Annotated in this window: 10 protein-coding genes and 3 pseudogenes; 3 read left to right on the top strand and 10 right to left on the bottom strand. The window is 71.1% G+C overall.

The window, feature by feature from the left end; translation table 11 throughout:
- Positions 1-374: pseudogene (locus ABZU99_RS34355) on the top strand (integrase core domain-containing protein); the annotation flags it as partial.
- A gap of 162 nt (positions 375-536) precedes the next feature.
- On the opposite strand, the pseudogene ABZU99_RS34360 reads toward ABZU99_RS34355, so the two are convergent.
- From ABZU99_RS34360 to ABZU99_RS34405, 10 genes and pseudogenes are all read right to left on the bottom strand, one after another.
- Positions 537-635, bottom strand: a pseudogene (locus tag ABZU99_RS34360) (ABC transporter permease); the annotation flags it as partial.
- A gap of 15 nt (positions 636-650) precedes the next feature.
- Positions 651-4,601, bottom strand: coding sequence for an amino acid adenylation domain-containing protein (locus tag ABZU99_RS34365; RefSeq protein WP_356050376.1), 3,951 nt, complete (start codon positions 4,599-4,601; stop codon positions 651-653).
- Positions 4,598-11,551: an amino acid adenylation domain-containing protein gene (locus tag ABZU99_RS34370; protein WP_356050375.1), complete on the bottom strand. Its 6,954-nt coding sequence runs from the start codon at positions 11,549-11,551 to the stop codon at positions 4,598-4,600. The genes ABZU99_RS34365 and ABZU99_RS34370 overlap by 4 nt, the downstream gene beginning before the upstream one ends.
- On the bottom strand, positions 11,548-13,839 hold the full coding sequence (locus ABZU99_RS34375) for a non-ribosomal peptide synthetase (protein WP_356050374.1): 2,292 nt from the start codon (positions 13,837-13,839) through the stop codon (positions 11,548-11,550). Before ABZU99_RS34375 ends, ABZU99_RS34370 begins: the two co-directional genes overlap by 4 nt.
- A complete protein-coding gene (locus ABZU99_RS34380) occupies positions 13,836-14,396 on the bottom strand; it encodes a condensation domain-containing protein (protein WP_356050373.1) in 561 nt (186 codons plus the stop codon). Before ABZU99_RS34380 ends, ABZU99_RS34375 begins: the two co-directional genes overlap by 4 nt.
- A 50-nt stretch (positions 14,397-14,446) precedes the next feature.
- Positions 14,447-14,710, bottom strand: a complete 264-nt coding sequence (locus ABZU99_RS34385) for an MbtH family protein (RefSeq protein ID WP_356050372.1) — start codon at positions 14,708-14,710, stop codon at positions 14,447-14,449.
- On the bottom strand, positions 14,688-16,010 hold the full coding sequence (locus ABZU99_RS34390) for an MFS transporter (protein ID WP_356050371.1): 1,323 nt from the start codon (positions 16,008-16,010) through the stop codon (positions 14,688-14,690). Before ABZU99_RS34390 ends, ABZU99_RS34385 begins: the two co-directional genes overlap by 23 nt.
- Positions 16,011-16,032: 22 nt before the next feature.
- Positions 16,033-16,977: a TauD/TfdA family dioxygenase gene (locus tag ABZU99_RS34395; RefSeq protein ID WP_356050370.1), complete on the bottom strand. Its 945-nt coding sequence runs from the start codon at positions 16,975-16,977 to the stop codon at positions 16,033-16,035.
- Positions 16,974-18,932 carry a RiPP maturation radical SAM C-methyltransferase gene (locus ABZU99_RS34400; RefSeq protein WP_356050369.1) on the bottom strand — a complete coding sequence of 653 codons (1,959 nt, stop codon included), beginning with the start codon at positions 18,930-18,932 and terminating at the stop codon, positions 16,974-16,976. Before ABZU99_RS34400 ends, ABZU99_RS34395 begins: the two co-directional genes overlap by 4 nt.
- 379 nt (positions 18,933-19,311) lie before the next feature.
- Positions 19,312-20,424 carry an amidase family protein gene (locus tag ABZU99_RS34405; RefSeq protein ID WP_356228148.1) on the bottom strand — a complete coding sequence of 371 codons (1,113 nt, stop codon included), beginning with the start codon at positions 20,422-20,424 and terminating at the stop codon, positions 19,312-19,314.
- A gap of 79 nt (positions 20,425-20,503) precedes the next feature.
- Between ABZU99_RS34405 and ABZU99_RS34410 the strand changes: the two genes are divergently transcribed.
- On the top strand, positions 20,504-21,136 hold the full coding sequence (locus tag ABZU99_RS34410; protein WP_356050368.1) for a DUF2461 family protein: 633 nt from the start codon (positions 20,504-20,506) through the stop codon (positions 21,134-21,136).
- Positions 21,137-21,609: 473 nt separating this feature from the next.
- Positions 21,610-21,970: pseudogene (locus ABZU99_RS34415) on the top strand (integrase); the annotation flags it as partial.

Raw genomic sequence — 21,970 nt, forward strand, 5'->3', positions numbered from 1 at the left:
ACCCTGCGCTTCTTGCTGCGCGACCGCGATGGCAAGTACGGCAAGGCATTCGACGCCGTCTTCCAGGCCGAGGAGATGGAGATCATCAAAAGTGCGCCACAAGCTCCCCGCATGAACGCGCACTGCGAACGCATATCGGCAGCATCCGACGCGAAGCCCTCGACCACGTCCTGATCATGACCGAGGCCCACGCCCGCCACGTCCTCGCCGCCTACGAGCGGCACTACAACGAGCACCGACCCCATCAAGCCCGCAGCCAACTACCACCCGACGCTCACGAACCACCCGCCGCGACGTATGACCTCCACATCCAAAAAGTCCTGCGCACCCGGATCCTCGGCGGCCTCATCAACGAATACAGACATGCAGCATGACGTGCAACGATGACTTTTCGAGCGGCACAGCCGACACGATCGCCTCGGCGGCATCCTCCACGAGTACCGACATGCAGCGTGACCTGCACGGATGAAGTTTCCGGCAAGGGCAAGGTCCGCGCCTCCCGGCAATTGGCCTCCGAGGTCACGATGCCTCCCAATTAGCGCTGCCAGCCCGAACGCCGCCAGCCACTCCAGGGTTGTGACGTCGGTGGACCGGAAGCCGACAGCCACAGCGTCGGCGCCGATGAGAACCACGCTCCTGCGTCCGGTGGACTACCGCGTCATCCGGTCGATCAGGCGGGCGAGTTCGGTGACGTACGGTGGCTCGAACAGGGTTAGGTGGTCTCCTTCCAGGACGTGGTGGGTCAGCCGGGCGGGGGCGCAGACACAGGACCAGGAGCGGATCGCGGTGTGCCGGAAGTCCACATCCTGTTTGTCGGCCTGGACGAGTGCGACCGGGCCGGCGTACCGCGACGGGCGGTAGGCCCGGGCGGCCCGCAGATGGGCGCGGTTGGTGCGCCGCCGGAGGTCCAGCCGGAGCAGCTCGGCGGCGCTCACATCTTCCTCCGCCGCTACGGAGCCCGGCTTCTCCCGGTCGTCGTCCTCGTCGAACTCCGGGCGCTGTGCGGAGAGATAGCTCTCGACGAGGAAGACCATCTCCGCCCGCTCACCCCGCAGTTCGAGCATTCGGGCCATTTCGAAGGCCACCAGCCCACCCATGGACCAGCCGAGCAGCAGATACGGGCCGGTCGGCGCCACCGCGCGTACGGCCGCCAAATAGCGGGCGGCCAGCGCCTCGACGCTCCGGTCCTCGCGGTCGGCACCGTCCGCCGATGTCTGGAGGGCGTACAGCGGGCCGCGCAGCTCGGGGCAGGCGGCGAGATGGCGGAAGCCGATGGCCTCGCCGCCTGCCGGGTGGACGCAGAACAGCGGGGTGCCCTCGCCCCGGGGCCTCAGTGCCACGATGTCGTCCGGAAGGGCGTGCGGGACGGCGTTGCGCGCCTTGAGCAGCCGGGCCAGGTGCTTCGGCGTGGCCGCCCTCTCGGGCCGCCCCACTTCATGATGCGGCCCCGGCCCCGCCTCCGGTTCTGAGAAGAGCACGGGGACCGGGAGTTCGGCGTGGAACTCCCCGTTGAGCCGTGCGATCAGCCGTACGGCCAGCAGGGAGTGGCCGCCGAGTGTGAAGAAGTCGTCGTCCGCGCCGACTGGGGCGACGCCGAGCAGTTCCTCGAACACCCGGGCCACGGCGGCCTCCACCGGGTCGGCCGGCGGTGTGCCGGCCCCGCCAGCCGACGAGACTGGGGACCCGGTGCCGCCGGCCTGGACGAGGGATCGCACCGCGGCTTGGTCCACCTTGCCGTTCGATGTGAGGGGTATCGCCTCGGTCCTGGCATAGGTGGTCGGCACCAGTTGGGCCGGCAGCCGCTCGGCCAGGTGGGCACGCAGGGCCTGCGTCGTCGTGGTGTGGACGTCATCGGCGACGACACAGGCGGCCAGGTGGTCGCCGCATTCCTCGTCCGCGATCAGGACGACGGCGGCGTCCCGCACACCGAGGTGCCGCAGCAGCGCGGCCCGGATCTCCTCGGGCTCCGCCCGTACCCCGTTGACCTTGATCTGGTCGTCCACCCGCCTCAGGTACCGGATCAGGCCGTCCGGGCCGACGTAGGCGAGGTCGCCCGAGCGGTAGAGACGGCGGCCGGGTTCCGGTGAGAAGGGGTGTGGTACGAATCGTTCGGCGGTGGCGGCCGGGGCGCCCAGATAGCCGCGGGCGAGGCTTGTTCCTCCGATGTAGATTTCACCCGGCACGCCCACCGGCACGGGGGTGAGGTCCTCGTCCAGGACGAGGACCTCGGCGTGGTCCATGGGCCGGCCGATGGGGACGGGGCCGGGGCCGTCGTGGGCGCCCACCTCGTGCACGCACACGCCGACGGCGGTCTCGGTCGGCCCGTACTCGTTGAAGATCCTCGTCCCCGGGGCGTGTGTCGTCCAGGTGTCGACCGCACTCCTGTCGAGGGCCTCACCGCCGAGGACGAGGGAGCCGGTGGTGCCGGCGAGGTCCCGTGGTTCCACGGACTGGTTGACGACATTCAGGTGCGACGGGGTCAGCTTGAGCAGGTCCAGGCCGGTCCGGTCGGCCAGGTCCGCGGAGAGGGCGAGAGCGTCCCGCCAGGCGGGGTCGAGGAGGATGGGACGACCTGTGATCAGCGGCAGGAACAGACTCGTCACGGTGAGGTCGAAGCCGATCGAGGAGTGCGCCATCGCTCCGCCCCCGCCGCCCAGGCCGTCCGCGCCGTCGCCTTGGTTGTCGTCCTCGTCGCCGTCGCGAACGGCGCCTGCAGCGACGTACGTTCGAGCGCTCCACAGCAGGTAGTCACACACAGCCCGGTGCGGCAGCATCACCCCCTTCGGTGTCCCGGAGGAGCCGGAAGTGAACATGATGTACGCGAGGTGGTCCGGGCCTGCCTCGCACGGCCGTCCGGGTTCGGCTTCCGCGCCCGTACCGGCGGGTGGCAGATTGCGCAGGTCGACGCACGCGACGCCCTCGGCCGCCACCGCCTCGTCCGGGCGGTCGGTGAGCAGCGTGCGGCATCCGGCCCGCTCCAGCAATTCCCGGGTCCGCAGGGGCGGGAGCAGCGGATCGAGCGGCACATACGTCCCTCCGGCCTTGAGCACGGCCAGCAGGGCGACGACCAGCGCGGCCGAGGGGGCCGCCCGCACTGCCACCGGGGTTTCGACGCGGACGCCCCGAGCGCGCAGCACGCCGCTCCACCGGTCCGCCCACGTGTCGAGTTCCCGGAAGGTCAGCCGATCGGTTCCGGCCACGACGGCGAGGGCGTCCGGGGACCGTCGGGCCTGCCGCTCGACAAGGCCGTGCAGACACCAGCCGTCCGCCGGCTCCCGGAGGCGGGCCCGCAGCCGGGCGGCGCCAGCCGCGGGAGGCAGACTCGCCTCCCGCACGGGGGTGGCGGGCGCGGCCAGCAGCTCGGCGACGAGTGTGGCGTACTGGTCGGCGAGCACCCGGACATAGGCGTCGTCGAACTGCCGGCCGTCGTAGTGCCAGGTCGTGCGGCCTTCCGTCGCGCCCAGGGCGCAAGTCAGCCGTAGGGCGTGGGACTCGGTCTCGACGTCGTCCCAGGCCACGGCGAAGGTGACGCCGCCGACGCACCGTGGTGCCGGGGTGTCCGCGCAGAGGAAGCCGATGTCGCGCCCCGCCTGCTCCGCGGCACCAAAGGCCCAGCAGGACGGGGCGTCCTGCTGGGCCTCCTCGGCGTCGGACAGGGCGCGTTCCGCGCGGGCGGCGAGGGCGTCGAGGACCAGACCGGGGTCGATCCGCGCGGTGATCTCCGCCCACTGGGCGAAGTGGCCAAGGACGGTGGCCGTCTCCTCGAACTCCCGGCCGCTGAGCAGCGCGTCGACGGTGATGTCGCGCTGTCCGCCGATCCTGGCCAACAGCGTCTGCCAGCAGGCGAGCAGCACAGCCCCCGGCCCCACGCGCCGCCGCCGCGCGTAGTCGTGGACGGCCGTCGTGACGGCGTCCGGCAGGGGCGCGGTGACGGTACGGCGCTCCGGCCGACCGGAGCCGGGAGGCCGACGCAACGGCAAGGACAGCCGTGAGGTGGGTCCGCCCAGTGCCGGGTGCGGTGGTTCCTCGCTGAATTCCTGGTGCTGCCACTCGGCGAACTGGCTGTGCTGCAGCACTGCGTCGGTGGGCGGTGTGCCCGCGTACCGCTCGGCCAGCTCGTCGACGAGCAGCCGCAGCGTGTGACCGTCTGCGGCCAGGGCGGTGGTGGTGAGCAGCAGCGCGTGCCGGCGGGGCCCGAGGGCGAAGAGAGCGGCCCGCAGCACCGGGTCGTCCGGCCCGCCGTGCGGCTGCTTCCGCCGGGCGCGGACCTCCTCGTCGATCCTGCGGCGGCGCGCCGTCTCGTCCAGGTGGCCCAGCTCTGCGTGGGACCAGCGTGGGCCCAGGCGGTCCGCGTCGTGGACGACGAGCAGCGCGGTGCGGGCGCCCGGCACCCGCCGGTAGACCGAGCGGAGAATCTCGTGCCGGGCCACCGTGTCGTGCAGCGCGGCCGTGAGCCGGTCCGTGTCCAGCTCGCCGTCGACGGTGACGAGGACCTGCGCCCAGGACGGCACGCCGAGTTCGGCGAGCTCCCACAGCCGCTGTTGCCGGAACGACAGCCGGAACCCCTCCACCTGCCGCGCCTGCTCCGCCTCCGCCGTCACTGGTACGTCACCATGTCGCCCATGGCGACGAGGAGTTCGCGCTCGCCGCGGAAGGGGTTGCGGGCGTGGGCCGTGAGGATGTTGTCCAGCAGCATCACGTCACCGCGCTCCCAAGGGAAGGAGACCTCCAGCTCCTGGTAGACCCGCAGGATCTCGTGCATCGCCTCGTCGGGTATCTCGGTGCCGTCGCCGAACAGGCAGCTGCGCGGGAGTTCCTCCGGGGCCATGGTGGACAGCAGCGACTCCCGTACCTCCGTGGAGAGGCAGGCGGTGTGCCAGTGCTGTGCTTGGTTGAACCAGGACCACTCGCCAGTGCGCGGATGGCGCAGCACGGCGGGCCGTACGGCGGTAGTGCGCAACCGGTCGCCGTGCCACTCGTAGCGCAGTCCCTGTCGGGCACAGCGGGCCCCGGCCTCGGTCCGGTCCGCGGTCCGGAAGACGTCCCGCCAGTCGAGGCCGAATCCGGTGCCGTAGTTGCGGACGTACATGACCCCCTTGGCGGTGAACTCCTCGCGCACCGCCGGGTCCAGCCTTCGGTGGACAGCGCGGCTGTCGACCAGGGGTGTCTCGCCGCCGGAGTCGGCCGGGCGGGCGCAGCAGAACCAGATGCGGGTCGGGCCCTCGTCGTTGAAGGAGTTCTCGTTGTGCCAGAGGAGCTTCTCCTCCGGCGGAAAGAACACCGGCGTGTAGACGTTGCCGCCGAGTGCGGCGCGCGGGTGCTCGCCGTTCTCGCCGAAGAGGTCGTCGACGAACACGGAGGCGAAGCGTTCCAGGGCGTCCGGGTCGGTGACGGCGAAGCCCCGGAACAGCAGGGCACCGTGCCGTTCCAGATCGGTGTCGAGCCGAGTGCGGTGCGTGCGGGCCCAGGCCACCAGGTCGACGTCGGCGCGGGCCGGCCGCAGCACGAGCGGCAGGTCCGCGCCGTCCCGCAGCGGCTCCCGTACGACCACGTCGTCCGAGGCCACGGCGACCTTGGTGGGCTTGATCCCACGCAGGGCCCCGGGGCCTCGCCGCCCGGCCCGCCCAGGCGCGGAGCGGCTTGTGGGAGCCGCCGTGGGCAGGCGTGCTTCGGCGATCGAGGCGTCCGGTCGGGCGGCCATGTCCGCGATCAGCGCGACGTACTGCTCGCGCAGTTCCTCCATGGTCGACGCGTCGAAGAGGTCGGGGTCGTAGTTGAGGAACCCGGCGACCCCGTCGTCGTCCTCTTCCAGGACGAGGGTGACGTCGAAGCGGCTGGTGTCGATGAGGTCCACCGTGAACGGGCTCAGCCGCAGGCCGGCCATGGCGTCGGCGGCCCGCCGGTTGCTGTTGAGCACCAGCTTGATCTGGAACAGCGGGCTCTGGTTGCGGGTGCGGGGCGGGCTGAGGGCTTTGACGACCTCCTCGAACGGCAGGTCCTGGTGCGCATAGGCGTCCAGCGCCACTTCCTTGGTACGGCCCAGCAGTTCGCGCCAGGTCGGGGCGCCGGTGAGGTCGGCGCGCAGCACGATCTGGTTGACGAAGAAGCCGATCAGCGGTTCGGTCCTGCTGTCGGAGCGGCCGGCGACGTCCGAGCCCACCACGAGATCGGTCTCCCCGGTCCGCCGGTTCACCACCGCGTACAGGGCGGCGAGCAGCGCCATGAACAGGGTGCTGTCCTCCTCCCGGCACAGTGCGCGCATCGCGTCCGCGGCCGCGGCCGGAATCCGGAAGCGCAGGCTCTCGCCCCGATGTTCGGGGTGCGCCGGGCGCGGCCGGTCCAGGGGCAGCCCCGGCAGGTCGAGGATGCCCCTCAGGCGTGCCGTCCAGTGCTCGACCAGACGGTCGAAGTGACCGGCCTCGGCGAGCCGGTGCTGCCAGACCGCGTAGTCCGCGTACTGCACGGGCAGTTCGGCCAGTCGGGGCGGGCGCTGTTCGCGGCCCGCTGCGTACAGCTCGGCCAGTTCTTCCAGCAGAACGGCGGCCGACCAGCCGTCCACCGTCACATGATGGGCCGTCAGCAGCAGAACGTGGTCCGCCGGGCCGAGTCGGAGCAGCCCGGCCCGCAGTACGGGTCCGGTGGCCAGGTCGAAGGGCTCGGCGTACTGCTCCCTGGCCAGCCGCCGCGCCTCCGGCTCCCTTCCCTCCGGCGGGTACGACGTCAGGTCGGTGAGGGGCAGCGCGGGCGGCTCGGCGGGCAGTACGGTCTGGAACGGCTGCCCGTCACGGGCGGTGATCACGGTCCTGAGCACCTCGTGCCTCCGTACGATCTCCGCCACCGCCCGGCGCAGCAGGCCGACGTCGAGTTCACCCGTCAGCCGGACGAAGACCGGGAAGTTGTACTGGGCGGTGTCCGGGTCCATCTGGTGGAGGAACCACAGGCGTTCCTGGGCGAAGGACGTCGGCACGGTCCCGTCCCGTTCGGCGGGGGCCAGCGCGGGCAGCACAGGCCGGTTCTTCTCGGCGACCAGGCCGTCGACGAGGGCCGCCTGTGCGCCGAGTGTCGAGGCGTCGAACGGCCCGCGGATCGGCACCTCCACCTCGAACTCCTCGCGCAGCCGGAACACGAGCCGGAAGGTGAGCAGGGAGTGCCCGCCGAGGTCGAAGAAGTCGTCCTCGGCACGGATACCGTCGCGATTGAGCAGTTCGCTCCAGATGGCGGCCATCCGCCGTTGCGTGGACGTGAGTTCGGCCTCCGGCCGCGCCACCACGTCCCCGGCGTCGTCCTCGGTGGCCGGCAGCAGGGCGGTGAGCGCGGCGCGATCGACCTTGCCGTTGGCGTTGAGCGGGATCCGGCGCAGCACGACGTACCGGGCGGGGAGCAGGGGCCCGGGCAGCCGTTCGCCGAGCCGGGACTCGATCCCGGGCAGTGCGGCGAGCGCCGCGGGGCGCCACAGCGGTGCGGTTGCGAGCCGGTGCGGTTCCGTGGCGGTGACGACCGGCGGCAGCGCCGTCTGGGGCATTCCCCGGCGCTGCAGCAGCAGGTCGTAGGAGCCGTCGGACCGTCCTTCGGCCCAGCTCGGTTCGGCGTTGTACCCGCGATGCCCGGCCAGGCGGCACAGCTCCTCCGGGTCGACGCCCGGCCGTACGGCGTCCGGCGCCGCGCCGGAGATCCGGGCCAGCAACCGCAGGTCCCCCGCCAGCCGGGCATTGGGGATGCCGCGCAGCACCAGCCGGTCGGGCTGCTCAGCACCGAGCAGCGCGTCCAGCCCGTCCGCGTCCAGGCCCTCCGCCTGCCAGTCCCGCTCCGGTGGTGACCCGGCCGGTCCGACACCTGCACCGTCGTCCGGCCCGGGCTCGCCGGCGACGGTGAGGACGACGTCGTAGCGGTACCGGGTCAGTTCGTTGTCGGCCGTTCCCCGCTTCGGCAGGACCCTTACCGAGCCGACCCGCGGCCACCGTACAGTCAGTCCGCCGAAGAACCGGGGGTCGAGGCAGAGTTCGTTCTCGGTCTCCACTCGCCAGGTGGTCTCGGCGCGCAGGACGGCGTCGGGCGTGCCCGGCTTCGCCCGGTGGGCGGCGACGGAGGCATGGAAGGCATCCAGGAGGGCGAGGTTGCGCAGGTCGCCGAGGAACACCTGGCCGCCGGCCGGCAGCGCGTCGATCGCGCGCTCCAGGACTGCCAACAGGTAGTCCACGGACGGGAAGTACTGGACGACGGAGTTAAGGATCACGGTGTCGTACGTCTCGCCCGGACGGATCGCGAGATGGGCGGGGCCGGCCCGTAGCCCGATCCGCTCGGGGGCTTCGGTGGTGCCGATCGCACGCCGCAGCCGTTCGACGACCTGCTCGGACAGGTCGACGCCCTGGTAGAAGTCGCAGTGGGGGGCGACCCGGGCGAGGATCAGGCCGGTGCCGCAGCCGATCTCCAGGGCCCGGCGCGGCCGCAGCGCGCGTATGCGGTCGACCGTGGCGTCGAGCCACTCGCGCATCGCGTCGGCCTCGATCGGGTCGCCGGTGTAGCTGCTGTTCCAGCCGGCCAGGTCGAACGACGGGTCGGCGGGGCGCTCCGCACGGCCGTAGGTGTCCTCGTACAGCGTCTGCCAGCGGCTCACCCAGTCCGTCTCGGCCGCCGCGTCCCACGGGACGACGGCGTTGGTCTCGGGGCTGACGAAGGCGACCAACTGCCGGGACTCGGGGGTGGGGTCGTGCGTGATCACGGCGGCCTCGCGAACCGCCGGATCCCGGACCAGCTCGGCGGCGACCTCCTGCGGCTCGACCCGGTGACCGCGGATCTTCACCTGGTCGTCGAGGCGGCCGAGGTACTCGAGGTTTCCGTCGGCCGTCCGGCGCACCCGGTCACCGGTCCGGTACAGACGTCCGCCCGGTTCAGCGCCGAAGGGGTCGGGGACGAAGCGCTCCGCCGTCAGGCCGGGGCGGTTCCAGTAGCCGTGGCAGACGCCCGCCCCGCCGACGTACAGCTCTCCGGGGGCGCCCGGTGGCACCGGGTTCATCGCGTCGTCGAGCACGTATAGCCGCGCGTGGTGCACTGGCCTGCCGATCGGCACGCGGCCGAAGCCGCCAGCCGGGTGCGCGCTGTCGTACGCAGCGCAGGCCACGGCGGTCTCCGTCGGGCCGTACTCGTTGACGATCCGGGGCGCTCCGGCAGCCGTGCGCCAGGCCGCGAGCCGCTCCTCGTGCAGCTCCTCGCCACCAAGGACCAGAGTGCGGGCCCACGCCCCGGCACGCGCCGGGGCCGTGGAGCCCTCCAGCATCTTCAGGTGCGAGGGGGTGAGCTTGACGAAGGCGAGGCCGGTGTCCGCCTCGGCCGAGGCGCGCAGGGCCTCGCCGGGTGTGCCGGAGTCGTCGGCGAGCAGCAGGCGCCGGCCGGCCAGCAACGGGGCGAAGAGGCTCGTCACGGTCAGGTCGAAGGAGAGCGAGGAGTGCACGGGGACAGCACCGTCCGCCCCGGGCGGCAGGTACGTCTCCACCGCCCACAGCAGGTAGTTGGCGACCTGACGGTGGGAGAGCATGGCGCCCTTGGGCCCGCCGGTCGAGCCAGATGTGTACATCAGGTACATCAGGTCGTCGGGCCCGCCGTCACCTTCCGGCGGGGCCCCGATCGCCTCTTCGGCCACCCGGTCCGGGTCCACCACGACGGTCGGGATGCCCGGGACCGCCGAGTCCCCCGGTCGTGCGTCGGTGACCAGCAGCACGGCCCCGCTGTCGTGCAGCATGTGATCGCGCCGGGCCTTCGGATAGGCCAGGTCGAGCGCCACGTACGCGGCGCCACTCTTCAGCACGGCGAGCAGCACGACCAGCGCCTCGGGCGTGCGGGGCAGCAGCACCGCGACCACGCGGCCAGGACCGGCGCCAAGGCCACGCAGCCGGTGGGCGAGGCCGTTGGCGCGGCGGTCGAGGTCTCGGAAGGTCAGGTCGGTGCGGCCCGGCGCCGACACGGCCACCGCGTCGGGGGCGGTGCGCGCCCGCTCGGCGAAGAGCCGGTCCACGCGCGCGTCCTCAGGGCGGTCGGCAGTTGCGCCGTGGCCCTCGCGCAGGACCTGCTCGCTCTCCAGGGCCGTCAGCAGCGGCAGTTCATCGATCCGTGTGTCGGGGGTGGCGGTCACGGCGTCAAGCAGGACACCCAGCGATCGGGTGAGCCGCTCACCGGTCGCCGTGTCGAACAGGTCCGTGGCGTGGATGAGCCGACCCTGCAGTCCGGCGTCGGTCTCCCAGATGTTCAGGTCAAGGTCGAAGCGGGCGGCGTCGTGGTCCAGGTGGTCCAGTGGAATGAGACCGATCCCGCCTGGCAGGGTACGAACTGGACGCGGCGGCGTGTTGTGCAGGGTGAAGTTGACCTGGTAGATCGGGTTCCGGCCGGGGCTGCGCTCCGGGTGCAGCCGCCGGGCGATCAGGTCGAGGGGCACGTCCTGGTTCTCGTACGCCTCCAGGCACGTCGTGCGGACTTCGGCCAGGAAGTCCTCGAAGGACGCCTCCGGTGCGACCCGCGAGCGCAGCGGGACCGAGTTGGCGAAGAAGCCGACCAGATCGTGGAAGCCGCGGTAGCGCCGGTTGGCGACGGGGGTGCCGACCACTACGTCGTCGTGGCCGCCGTACCGGGCGAGCACGATCTGGAACGCCGCGAGCAGCACCATGAAGAGGGTGCTGCCGGTGCGCGCGGAGATCTTCCGCAACTCGTCGGTCACGGGCGCGGGAACGGTGAACACCGTGGACTCGGCGCGCCCCTGGGGGCGCTCGGGCCGGGGACGGTCGGCGGGCAGCGGCATCGGGTCCGGGGCACCGGCCAGCCGACGTTCCCAGTAGGCCAACTGGCTGGCGGCCTCGGCGCCTTCGGCCCACTCGTGCTGCCAGCGGGCGTACTCGGCGTACTGCACCGTGTGGGCGGGCGGTTCGGGCGTCTGCCCGTCCAGGCGCGCCCCGTACGCGGTGCCCAGATCGCTCAGGAGGACGCCCAGCGACCAGCCGTCGACGACCGCGTGGTGGAAGGTGAGTACCAGGACCGCGTTGTCGACGGTGAGGCGGAGCAGCCGGAACCGCATCAACGGTCCCTCGGCCAGGTCGAACCGCTGCTCAGCGTCCGCCCGCGCGAGTCGCTCGGCCTCCGCCTGCCGGTCGTGCCCGGGCAGCGCGGACAGGTCGACGACGGGCAGCGCACGATGCCGGTGCGGCAGGACCCGCTGCACGGTACGGCCGTCCCGGACCGGAAGGACGGTGCGCAGGACGGCATGGCGGCGCAGCAGGTCGTTGAGGGCGGCTTCGAGGGCGGTGTCGTCCAGTGGTCCGGTGAGGCGGTGCACGACGGGGCTGTGGTAGGCCGGACTGTCCGGATCCAGCCCGGACAGGAACGCCATCCGTCGCTGGGTGAAGGACGCGGGGGCCTCCCCATCGTCGTCCAGGGCGGGCAGCCCGGTCGGGGCGCCCTTCTCCCACAGACGCTGTCGCAGCAGGGCCCGCTGCCCGGCAGGGAGACGTTCGATCCTCCCCCGCAGATCCGCGTCGATCGCGTCGGCCGTCTTCGTGGTGCGCGTCATGCGGCTCCCCCCGCTGGTCCCTCGGCGCGCCGGGACTCGGCGAGCCGCTCCAGTTCGGCCACCAGGCCCTCGAGTTGTTCCGAGTCGTCGTCCGCTCGCGCGGACGCTGGTGCGACCGCCGCCTCGTCGGCGGCCCGCTCGACCTCGACGGCGAGGCCGGCCAGAGTCGGCACGTCGAACAGGGTGCGCAACGGCAGGGCCACCCCGAGTTGTTCGCGAACCGAGGCGCGCACCACCGAGGCCAGCAGCGAGTGACCGCCGACGAGGAAGAAACTGTCGTGCACCCCGAAGGACCGCACGCGCAGGGCATCCGCCCAGATCTCCCACAGAGCGCGCTCCGTCGCCGTCCTCGGCGGCACGGTGTCGGCGTCCGGAGCACCAGCCGCGCCCTCGGCGATGCCGGGCAGCGCCCGTCCGTCGATCTTCCCGCTGGGCGTCGTGGGCAACTCGTCGAGCATGACGACATGGCCAGGCACCATGTGCGACGGCAGCCGGTCCCGCAGCCCGCCCAGCAGCTCCGGCGGGGACGGCCGGCGCCCCGGCCCGGGGACGACGTAGGCGACGAGCCGCCGGTCCCCGGCGACATCGACCGCCCGCACGACGCATTCGCGCACGTCGTCGCTGGCCAGCAGCGCCGTCTCGACCTCCCCCGGCTCGATGCGGTAGCCACGGATCTTCACCTGCTGGTCGGCCCGGCCGAGGAAGTCCAACGCCCCGTCCGGGAGCCTTCGCACCAGGTCTCCGGTGCGGTACATCAGCGCCCCCGGCCCGGAGGCGAACGGATCCGGCAGGAAGCGCTCCGCAGTGTGGCCCGGGCGGCCCAGATAACCCCGGGCGACCCCCAGCCCACCGACGTACAACTCGCCGGTCACCCCGATCGGCACGGGGCCCAGCTCCTGGTCCAGCACGTGCAGCGTGGTGTTGGTTAGGGCGGAGCCGATGGGCACGCTCGGGGTGTCCTCGGACAGCCGGTCCACCAGGTGGGTCGTGGAGAACGTCGCGTTCTCGCTCGGGCCGTACCCGTTGTGCAGGTGCTCGGGCGGCGCGCCGCCGCGCAGCACCGCGCGCGTGCGACGAGGGTCCATCACCTCTCCGACGACGAAGAGATGGCGCAGTCCGCCGAAGGCCCTCGGGTCGATGTCGGCCACCCGGTTGAAGAGGGTGCCGGTGAGGGCGACGATCGTCGGCCGCAGCTCACGCAGCGCGGCCATCACCTCGGCCGGCCCGAGGGGTTCGTCGCCGGGCAGCACGTCCACCCGGGCACCGTTGCACAGCGCCCCCCACACCTCGAAGGCGGTGATGTCGAAGGCCGGGTCGCCGAGGTGCAGCAGGACGTCGCCGGGGCCGATGGACACGTAGTCGGTCGCGGTGATCAGCCGCACGACGGCCCGATGGGGTATCCCGACAGCCTTGGGCCGCCCGGTCGACCCGGAGGTGTGCACCACGGCGGCCAGCCCGACGGGGTGCGAGCGAGCGTGCGTCAGGCCGGCTACCGGGAGCCCCTGCCGGACCTGGCCGCTTGCAGCGACCTGGACGGTTGGGGTGACCTGGACGGTTGGGGTGACCTGGACGGTTGGGGTGACCTGGACGGTTGGGGAGTCTGCCGCAGGCGTGTCATGTTCCCCGTCGGGTCTCGCAGGTGTCTGTCGCTCTGGGGCGACCGGCTCGGCGCTGTCGTGTTCTGCGTCGGTAAGACGCAGTACGGGTACGCCCAGGCCGTGCAGCCAGGCGGGGGGTTCGGCGCGGCTGAGGACGGCCGAGATCTCGGCGTCGTCGGCCATGAACCGCAGTCGTTCCTCGGGGTGGCCGGGGTCGAGGACGAGGGGGGCGCCGCCGGTCAGGAGGACACCGAGCATGCCCGTGACCAGGTCGGCGGAGCGTTGCATGTGCAGGGCGACGACGGAGTCCTGGGTGACGCCGGTCGCGATCAGGGTCCGTCCGACTCGGTCGGCCCGCTCCCGCAACTGCGCGTACGTCCAGGTTCCGGTGCGGTCGGTGAGGGCGAGGGTTTGTGGGGTGCGGTCCGCCCACGCGCGGAACAGGCCGTCCACGGTGGCCGGTTCGGGCAGTGGACGGTCGGTTGCGTTCCAAGCGTCGATCCGGGCCCGGTCTTCGGGCGACAGCACCGGAATGTCCCCGATCCGCCGGTCGGGGTTCTCGGCGAGGGCCGTGAGCAGCGTGTGGAAGGCGGTCGCCATGCGGTCGGCCGACTCGGGCAGCCAGAGGTCGGACGCGAGGCGCAACTCGGCCCCGAGGTCGCCCCGCCCGTCGTCCTCGGCCTCGGTCACCGTGCACTGCAAAACGCCGCGTAATGGGAGGCCAGTTCACGCTCCAGCACAGTGAGCGAGGCCCGGTCGGCGACGATGCGGTGCGCTGTGAGCAGCAGCACGTGCCGCTCCTCGCCGGTGCGCACCAGGGTGGCACGCAACGCGGGCCCGCGGTCGAGGACGAAGGGCCGGGCGCTCTCCTCGGCGAGCGCACCGCGCAGCTCCGCCTCGGGCACGGATCCGCCCCGGGCGTCCGTCCCCGGCGCGGATCCTCCCTCGAGGTCCAGTCGCCGCAGCGGCACCTCGGCCGTCGCACGGACGGTACGGCGCGGCCCGTCCCCGCGATCGTCGAAGGTACTGCGGAGCAGCTCGTGGCGGGAGACACAGCCCCGCAGCGCGGACGCGAGCCGGCCGGCGTCCAGTGGGCCCTCGACGAGGGTGGCGGCGGACACGTGGTGGACAGGGGCACCGACGGCGATCTGCTCCAGGTACCAGAGTCTTTCCTGGCCGTGGGAGAGCGGCAGCCGGGGCGCCTTCGCCGAGCGGGCCGTCGGTCGTGTTTCCAGGTCGTCGTGCACGATGGCCTTCCCTGGTTCGCGGTACGGCGGGTGCGGTGACGGACCGGGAGTCAGCCCGCCCGGTCGGTGCCCTCCGCCAACGGTCCGTCCTGTCCGTCCTGGTCGCTCGCCCGCAGGCGACGGCGCAGGCTCAGCGGACGCATGTCGGTCCACACGTCCTCGATATGAGCGAGGCAGTCGGCCTTCGGGCCTGTCCTGCCCGCGTCCGACCACCCTGCCGGGTTGTCCCGGTCCGCGGGCCAGACGGAGTACTGCTCCTCGTGGTTGACCACGACCTTGTACAGCAGGTCGTCATCTTCGGGCTTCGGTGTCATCCCCGTGACTCTCCTCTCGTGCTTGCGGCGCATCGGTGGGCCGTGTCTGCAGGGGCTGTACGTCGGTCTCTTCCGGGTGGCGCTGCCGGATGGGAGTGAAGGCGGCGGCCACGACCACGGCAAGGAAGACGACGGCCACCGCGGTCAGGGGCCCGCGTGCCCCCAGCCGACCGACCAGGGCGGTGAGCAGAGCCGCGCCGAGGGGCGCGAGGCTGCCGTGGATCGTCCAGAACGCGGAGGTGACCCGGCCGAGCAGATGGTCCGGCGTGACCTGCTGCCGCAGGGACATCGAGCAGACGCCCGCCAGTGCCATGCCGAAGGAGTACAGACAGATCGTCACGGCCGCCACGGACACCTGCCCGGTGCCGCCCAGCACCAGCACCGACACCGAGCACAGACTCATCGCGCCGAGCCAGCAGCGGCCGAACCCCCAGGAGCGGCGCAGCCCGGCAGTTACGGCGGCAGCCACGCAGGTGCCGAGCCCGGCCAGCGCGAGGACGTAGCCCACCGTGCGTTCGTCCTGCCCCAGGCCGTGCCGCAGGTGGTAGATGAACACGTCGGTCATGCCCAGGCTGAGGAAGGTGGTGACGGTCAGCAGCACGGTGAGCGCCCGCAGCACCGGCGTACGCCACAGGAACGTGGCTCCGACCCGGAAGCCGGAGCGCAGGTCCTCTGCCCGGGCCGCCTTGCTCTCGGCCTCGTCGGCCGACGACCGCGGCGCGGTGGGCCTGAGCCTGATGAACGCCAGGCCCACGAGAGAGATCCCGAAGCTGCCCGCGTTGATGGCGACGGCGGCCGTCGCCCCGAAGAACCCGGCCACCACACCGGCCAGGGCCGGGCCGGCGATGTAGGCGATCGCGTTCGTCGCCTCCAGCCGGCCGTTCGCCGCGACGATCTGCTCCTTGTCGACGAGGTTCACCACGGCGGTGACATATGTGATCTTGAACAGCATCTCGAAGACCGAGGCCAGCGCCATGACCACGTACAGCAGCCAGATCTGCGGGTTCAGAGCCCAGCAGACCGGGATCGCACCGTACAGCACCAGCCGGGCGGCATCGCACAGCATCAGCAGACGCCGCCGGTCGAAGCGGTCGGCCCAGGAGCCGCCCACCAGACCGGTGATGAGCGAGGCGGCGCCCGCGACGGCCGTGAGCAACCCCATCTGCGCCGCCGACCCGGTGGTGTGCAGCACCAGCAATGGAAGCGCCACCAGTGAGAAGGCGTTGCCGACCTCGGACAGCGCCTGGACCGCCCAGAAGACGGAGAAATCCCGGTTGGACCGGAGCGAATGCGCGAACATGCGAGGGTCTTCCGTCCTGGGGCTAGCGGTCGGGGGTGTACGGCTCCGCCATGGCGACCGCGATCCGGCGGGGCCCCGTGAACGGCTCGCGGCCGTGTGAGACCAACATGTTGTCGATCACCAGGACGTCGTCCGCACGGTAGTCGAAGCGGGTCGCCGCGGCTCGGTAGCAGGCCCGCAGATGCTCCATGACGTCGTCCGGGATCGGTTCGCCGTCGCCGTAGTAGGTCTGGCTGGGGAGGTTCTCCTCGCCCAGCATCTCCAGCAGCCCGAACCGGACCGACTCCGGCAGCGTTGTGACGTGGAAGACCGTCGCATGGTTGAACCACACCGGCTCTCCGGTCATCGGATGCCGATGCACGACCTCCCGCACCGCCCGGGTGCGCAGCCCGCCGCCGGGCAGCCACTGTGCCTCGATGCCCCGCTCCCGGCAGTACCGCTCGACCTCCGCGCGGTCCGCGGTGGCGAACGCCTCCTGCCATGGCAGGCCGACCAGGTCGCCGTAGTTGCGTACGACCGTCCAGCCGCGCCGGGCGAACTCCCGGCGCACCTCGTCGTCGACGGCGGCCAGCACCCGGCGGGTGTCGGCCAGCGGGGTGGCGCCCCGGGTGAGAGGCGGGCGCACACAGTGGAAGTACAGCGTCAGCGGCCAACTCGCCTGGTACGAGTTCTCGTTGTGCAGGAAGATCTCTTCTCCGGGCGGGTAGTCGGTGGACGTGTAGACGTTCCCCTTGATCACGCTCCGCGGGGAGGAACGCTCGGTGTACGGCAGCGGCTCACCGGAGAGCGCGCGGACGATGTCCGCGAAGCCGTCGGCGCCCCCCACGTCGAAGCCGCGCAGCAGCAGCGCACCGCGTTCGCGCAGCGCGGCCCGGAGTTCTTCCCGCCGGGCGCGCAGTCGTTCGACGGCCGACTCGCCGTGCCCCTCGACGACCAGCGGGAGCATCGGGGTGGTCTCGACCGTCATCGCGGTGCTTCCGACAACAGCGGCAGCAGCCGCCGGGCGCCGACCGTGGCGGGCTCTTCCCGGGCGGGTTCCTCGATCTCGCCGTCCGCTCCGGTCAACACCAGGCTCATCACCCGGCCGTTCTCCGCGAAGAGGAACCGCTGTTCGGTGAGCGTGTCCAGGCGTTGCCGCAGGTCGTCCGGCCCCTCCGGCCAGTCCCGGGCCAGCTGCTCGGGCTTGGCCGGCGAGGACAGCCGGCGCAGCAGCCGGCCGGTCACCGCGTCGACCGGGTGCGTCCGGAGAGCCCCGGAACGGGAGTCACGGACCGTGAGCCGGCCGTCGTCATCGGCGACCAGTCGCAGCTCGCGACGGGCCGCTCCGTCCTCCCCGTACCAGGCTGCACGCCACTGGGTGACCAGCCCGCTCAACTCGTCGTGCCACTCGACCGCGTCGAGCATGTACGGCGCCAGGTTCTGGTCGGCGAAAAAGTACGCGAGATCGGCCAGCGCAGACTCGTCGAAGGGATACGTGAGGGAGTAGTAGTCCACTGGCCTCAAGACGAGCCCGTACTCGTCGCTCCGCTTGAAGTAAGGGCTGAAGCGGTCGAAGCGCACCATGTACACGCCGTGCGGCGGCACCAGGTGAACGAAGTCGCGCAGTTCCTCGGCGTACTTGCGGTAGACCGTCGGGTCCTCGCCGGGGAAGCCGATCAGCAGGTTCCACTCGGGCTTGATCCCGAACTCCTCGCAGTTCTTGAGGAACTGCAGGTTCTGGAACGCGGTCGTGCCCTTGCCCATCAGTTTGAGCGTCGAGGAGGACAGCGCCTCGATGCCGGGCTGGACGACGGTGACGCCCGCGTCCGTCATGGCGCGCAGGTCCTGACGGCTCAGTGGAAGCTTGACCTCGTAGAAGATCTCGGCCCCCGGCGGCGGGTCGAGTCGAGGGAAGACCTCGCGCGAGTAATTGCGTGGCATGACATTGTCCGTACAGAAGAGCGAGGTGTAGGTGGGCGCGAAGCCGAATAGCCACTCGAACTGCCGGACGGCCAGGTCCGGAGCCATGGCCCGAAAGGCCATGCTTTCGCCGTTCAGCCCGCAGAAGGTGCAGTGCGAACGCTGTCCCCACCAGCAGCCGCGGGACGTCTCGAAGAACAGCATAGGTTTGCTGGTCCCTGTGCGCCGCAGTTCCGGATGGCCCTCCAGCGCCTCGAAGAAACTGTCGTAGTCAGGCAGGAAGAAGTCGTCGATATCGCGTTCCGCACCGATGGCCTTGCGGAAGCGCGGGTCTCGGCAGTTCCGCTCGGAAAGGATTCCCGGAACGGCATCGGCGCGCTCCAGGTCCTCGTCGAGGACACACCGCAGGAACTCACCGAAGGTGTTCAGCGCGGGCCCGGAGAACACGAAGTCAACGGCCGGCACATGTTCGGCGACCACCGAGCCCATAGGCGCCTCGCAGTTCGCCCCACCCAGCACGATGAGCGTCCGCGGGCTGCGCTCCTTGATCAGCCGCGCCAGGGCGATACTCGGCACATGCTGGGCGAACATCGAGCTGAACCCCACGATGTCGGCCTCGTCAAGCCGATAACGGCCAATCAGTTCCTCGCAGAACGCCCGCAGTCCGTCCCGCGCCGACAAGATCTGCTCACGGAAGTCGTCCCACCGCGCACCCCGGTAGTAGCGCTGAAAGTACTCGGTGGCAGTGTCGACTTCGCCGGGAAAGGCGATGTGCCGAAACAGCCAGTCCCCGATCCCTGTGTCCACATGATCGTGACTCACGGAGAGGGCCTCGTACAGACGTGTCCCGAAGAACTCGGCCATGTCCTGGTTGAGATAGCACACTTGCGCTCGCGCCCGGTCGTCGAACTCACGGTGAACGAGAGTCGACAACTGTCCCAGGGCGAATGACGGACGATTCCAGTCGGCGAATGGCATGTTCACTAAAGCGACATGCAACAACTGCGGCCTCCCCGTGATCATTCGTTCTGAAGTCTAGTGCGCCATGGCTTCAGTCGGCAGAGATGTTCAGGCCAACGGGGATTCCGACGGGCGCGGGGTGAGGTCCGGATGGACTCGGGTTCTTTTCCTGCTGCCGCACAGGTACGTTCGCAGTGGTCCGACGTGTGTTCGCCGAAGATTCCGCGGGCGTGGCGGCCGGTCCTCACGCGGGACGACGCGGTCGGGCGGGGGGATGATCCGGCCAAGTGCAACAAGCGCTTGCGCCAGCGGACTGCTGGAACGGCTCGGCGAGACCGAGGAGGTCTCGCGTGACGCCCTCGGATACTTACTCGGTCCGCCCAGGGACCGAGGTGTGTTCCGGACATGGACCGAGCCGCACCCGTCCCTCTGACCAACGGCGTCAGAGACTGATGCGCCCGGCCGCTTCTCCGAGAAGCGACGCCAGGTATTCAGCCACTGCAAGCAAGGTTCGGTCCGAATACACCGGTCCCACGAGCTGCATGCCGATCGGGAGCCCCTCCGCGTTCCGCGCAACGGGTACGACCACGCTGGGCAGACTGACGTGGCTGGTCAGGTTGGCCCAGCCGGTCTGATCGAAGAAGCTCCGCTCGACGCCGTCGACCGTGAGAGAGCGGGTGTCGGCCGGGATCGCCGCAGTGGGAGCGGCCGGGGTGATGAGGACATCGTGCTCGGCGTCGGCGAAGAAGCGGTGCCACATCTCCCGAAGCCGGTGGCGTTCCTCGTTGGCGCGGAGCCATGTGCGGTGTGTCTGCGTTCGGTGGCGGAGGAAGGTGGCCCGTGGGCTCGCGTCATCCTCGTGCAGGTCATGCGCTGCTGCGAGTTCGGCCGCGCCGGCTTCGTCGTCGGTGGCGGCCGTCGCGGTGGCATGGAGGAGCTGCTCGAACAGGCGGAGAGAGTGGGTGAAGCTGACCGGTCCCGTGGTGCGGCGGACGTTTGTGCCAGCGGAGGCCAGTGCCTGCTCGACGGTGGCGAGAGTATCGCCCGTTTCGCGGCCAATGGGGCAGCTGGTGTCCGCGGCCCACACCGCCACGCGTAGCTGGCCGCCTCCACGGCGCGCCTCGGGCAGCTTGGCGAGCCAGGGGCTGTTCTCGGCGGGTGACGGTCTCGTCAGCGCGTCGAGGAGCAGGTCGAGGTCGCGGGGGTGGCGTGCCAGGGGGCCCGGGGTGACCATGTCGCTGCTGGTGATCCATTCCGGCGGGCAAGGGATGTGGCCGCGAGCCGGGACAAGTCCATGCGTGGGGCGCAGGCCGTAGACGCCGCAGTAGTGAGCCGGGAGCCGAAGTGAGCCGGCGAGGTCGCTGCCGAGGTCGGCGGGGGTCAGGTGGGCGGCGACTGCGGCGGCGGGGCCGCCGGAGGAGCCGCCGGCGGTGCGCTTGGGATCATGCGCGCACTGCCATCCGTCGCTGTGGGATCTCAAGTTCGGCTGCACAATCTCACCGCCCGCTTCATATCGACTGCACTCTCGACTGGCCGACGAACCCCGCCGCCGCACCTCCCACCTTGTCTGGGGTCACGCCTCCCTACCCGTCTCATTCTCCGCGCGCGGACCATGGGTGAGCTAACCTGCCCGCATGCGCGGACAGTTCACCGGCTGGCCGGAGCAGGCCATGGACGTGTTGTGGCAGCTCCAGGGCGAACCGACCCACGCGACCCGCGAGCGCTATCGCGCGGACCGTGAACACCTGGTCCGGCAGCCGATGATCGCCCTGCTCAACGAGGTCGCGGACACCGACCCCCGATACGAGGACTTCTCCGTCTGGCACTACCGCACCGACTCCTGGTGGTGGCAGCACCAGAGCGCGGTGATCCGACTCGGCCGCAAGATCGAGATCGGTCTCCGGTTCGACCTGGACGGCCTGCGGATCCAGGGCGCCTGGTGGTACCCCGATCCCGGCCAGGTGGACATGTTCCGCAAAGCCGTGGCCTCCGAGGGGAGCGGCCGCGAACTGTCCGCCATCGTCGAGGACGTGCGGAAGAAGGGTTACGACATCTCCGGGGACGTGATGAAACGCTCCCCACGCGGCTACCCGACGAACCACTCCCGTACGAACCTGCTGCGCCACCGTTCGCTGATCGCCGCCCGTCCCCTCGGCTGCGAGGAGTGGCTGCACACCCCCGAGGCAGTCGACCGGGTCCTCTCGGCCGCCGCCGACCTGGACGCCCTGCTGATGTGGCTGGTCCGCCAGGTGAAGCGCGCCGCCTGACGTCACGAGGGTGCCGCGCGGCACGGGAAGAACCACACCCGTGTCGCCAAACCTGGCGGGGATGCACCGCGAGCCGAGACAACCGCAGATAAAGCAGCGTGAGGCACCGCGAGAAGTCGCAGGTCACAGCCTTGGTGTATGCAGCGAAGCCCGAGACCCTACAGTCGAACCTGCTGGCTCCGTGCATCTATCCGGGTCGGCGGTAGGGGTACAACTCGGGAGATTGAGAGAGTGCCCGACGTCGCGTCCATACCATCCACCGGGAGCGAAGAACTGCCCCTGGCCGCCTCGACGAGACCTCCAGCCTCCACGTCGAGCCGACACGGCATCCTGGTCCGGAGGTGCCTGCGGCGGTGAGCCATCAGGAGGTCGCGGTCATCCAGGATGCCCCGAGTTCCGCGAGCCTGTGCCGCTCGAAAAGTCATCGCCACAGCTGAGCGGGGTGTGGACGGCCCGCTGGGATCATGCCCCACGTGATCGTGTCCTTGCTGTACAAGGTGACCCGGAAGCTGCTGACGGTACCAACGGTGCTCCTCCGTCGCGAGACGGCGAAGGACGCGGAACTGCTGGTACTGCGGCACGAGAACGCGGTCCTGCGCCGCCAGTTGACCGGGCCGGTGCGCTATGAGCCCGCCGACCGGTTCTGGTACGCAGCCCCGTCCGGGCTGACACCCCGACACCACTGGCTCAAGACCTTCCCGATCACCCCCGGCACCCTGCTCGCCTGGCACCGCAGGTGCATCGCCGCGAAGTGGGACTACACCGCGCGCCGACGCACCGGACGCCCACCCACTACGGCAGCGATCACACTCGTACTGCAGCCGGCCCGGGAGA

Source organism: Streptomyces sp. NPDC005266, from assembly GCF_040607655.1.
Lineage (GTDB): Bacteria > Actinomycetota > Actinomycetes > Streptomycetales > Streptomycetaceae > Streptomyces.

Bases quoted from the DNA above. Each gene is read 5' to 3' on its own strand.
- ABZU99_RS34370 (WP_356050375.1), bottom strand. From the start codon at position 11,551: ATGACGCGCACCACGAAGACGGCCGACGCGATCGACGCGGATCTGCGG.
- ABZU99_RS34385 (WP_356050372.1), bottom strand. From the start codon at position 14,710: ATGACACCGAAGCCCGAAGATGACGACCTGCTGTACAAGGTCGTGGTC.
- ABZU99_RS34390 (WP_356050371.1), bottom strand. From the start codon at position 16,010: ATGTTCGCGCATTCGCTCCGGTCCAACCGGGATTTCTCCGTCTTCTGG.
- ABZU99_RS34395 (WP_356050370.1), bottom strand. From the start codon at position 16,977: ATGACGGTCGAGACCACCCCGATGCTCCCGCTGGTCGTCGAGGGGCAC.
- ABZU99_RS34400 (WP_356050369.1), bottom strand. From the start codon at position 18,932: ATGATCACGGGGAGGCCGCAGTTGTTGCATGTCGCTTTAGTGAACATG.
- ABZU99_RS34410 (WP_356050368.1), top strand. From the start codon at position 20,504: ATGCGCGGACAGTTCACCGGCTGGCCGGAGCAGGCCATGGACGTGTTG.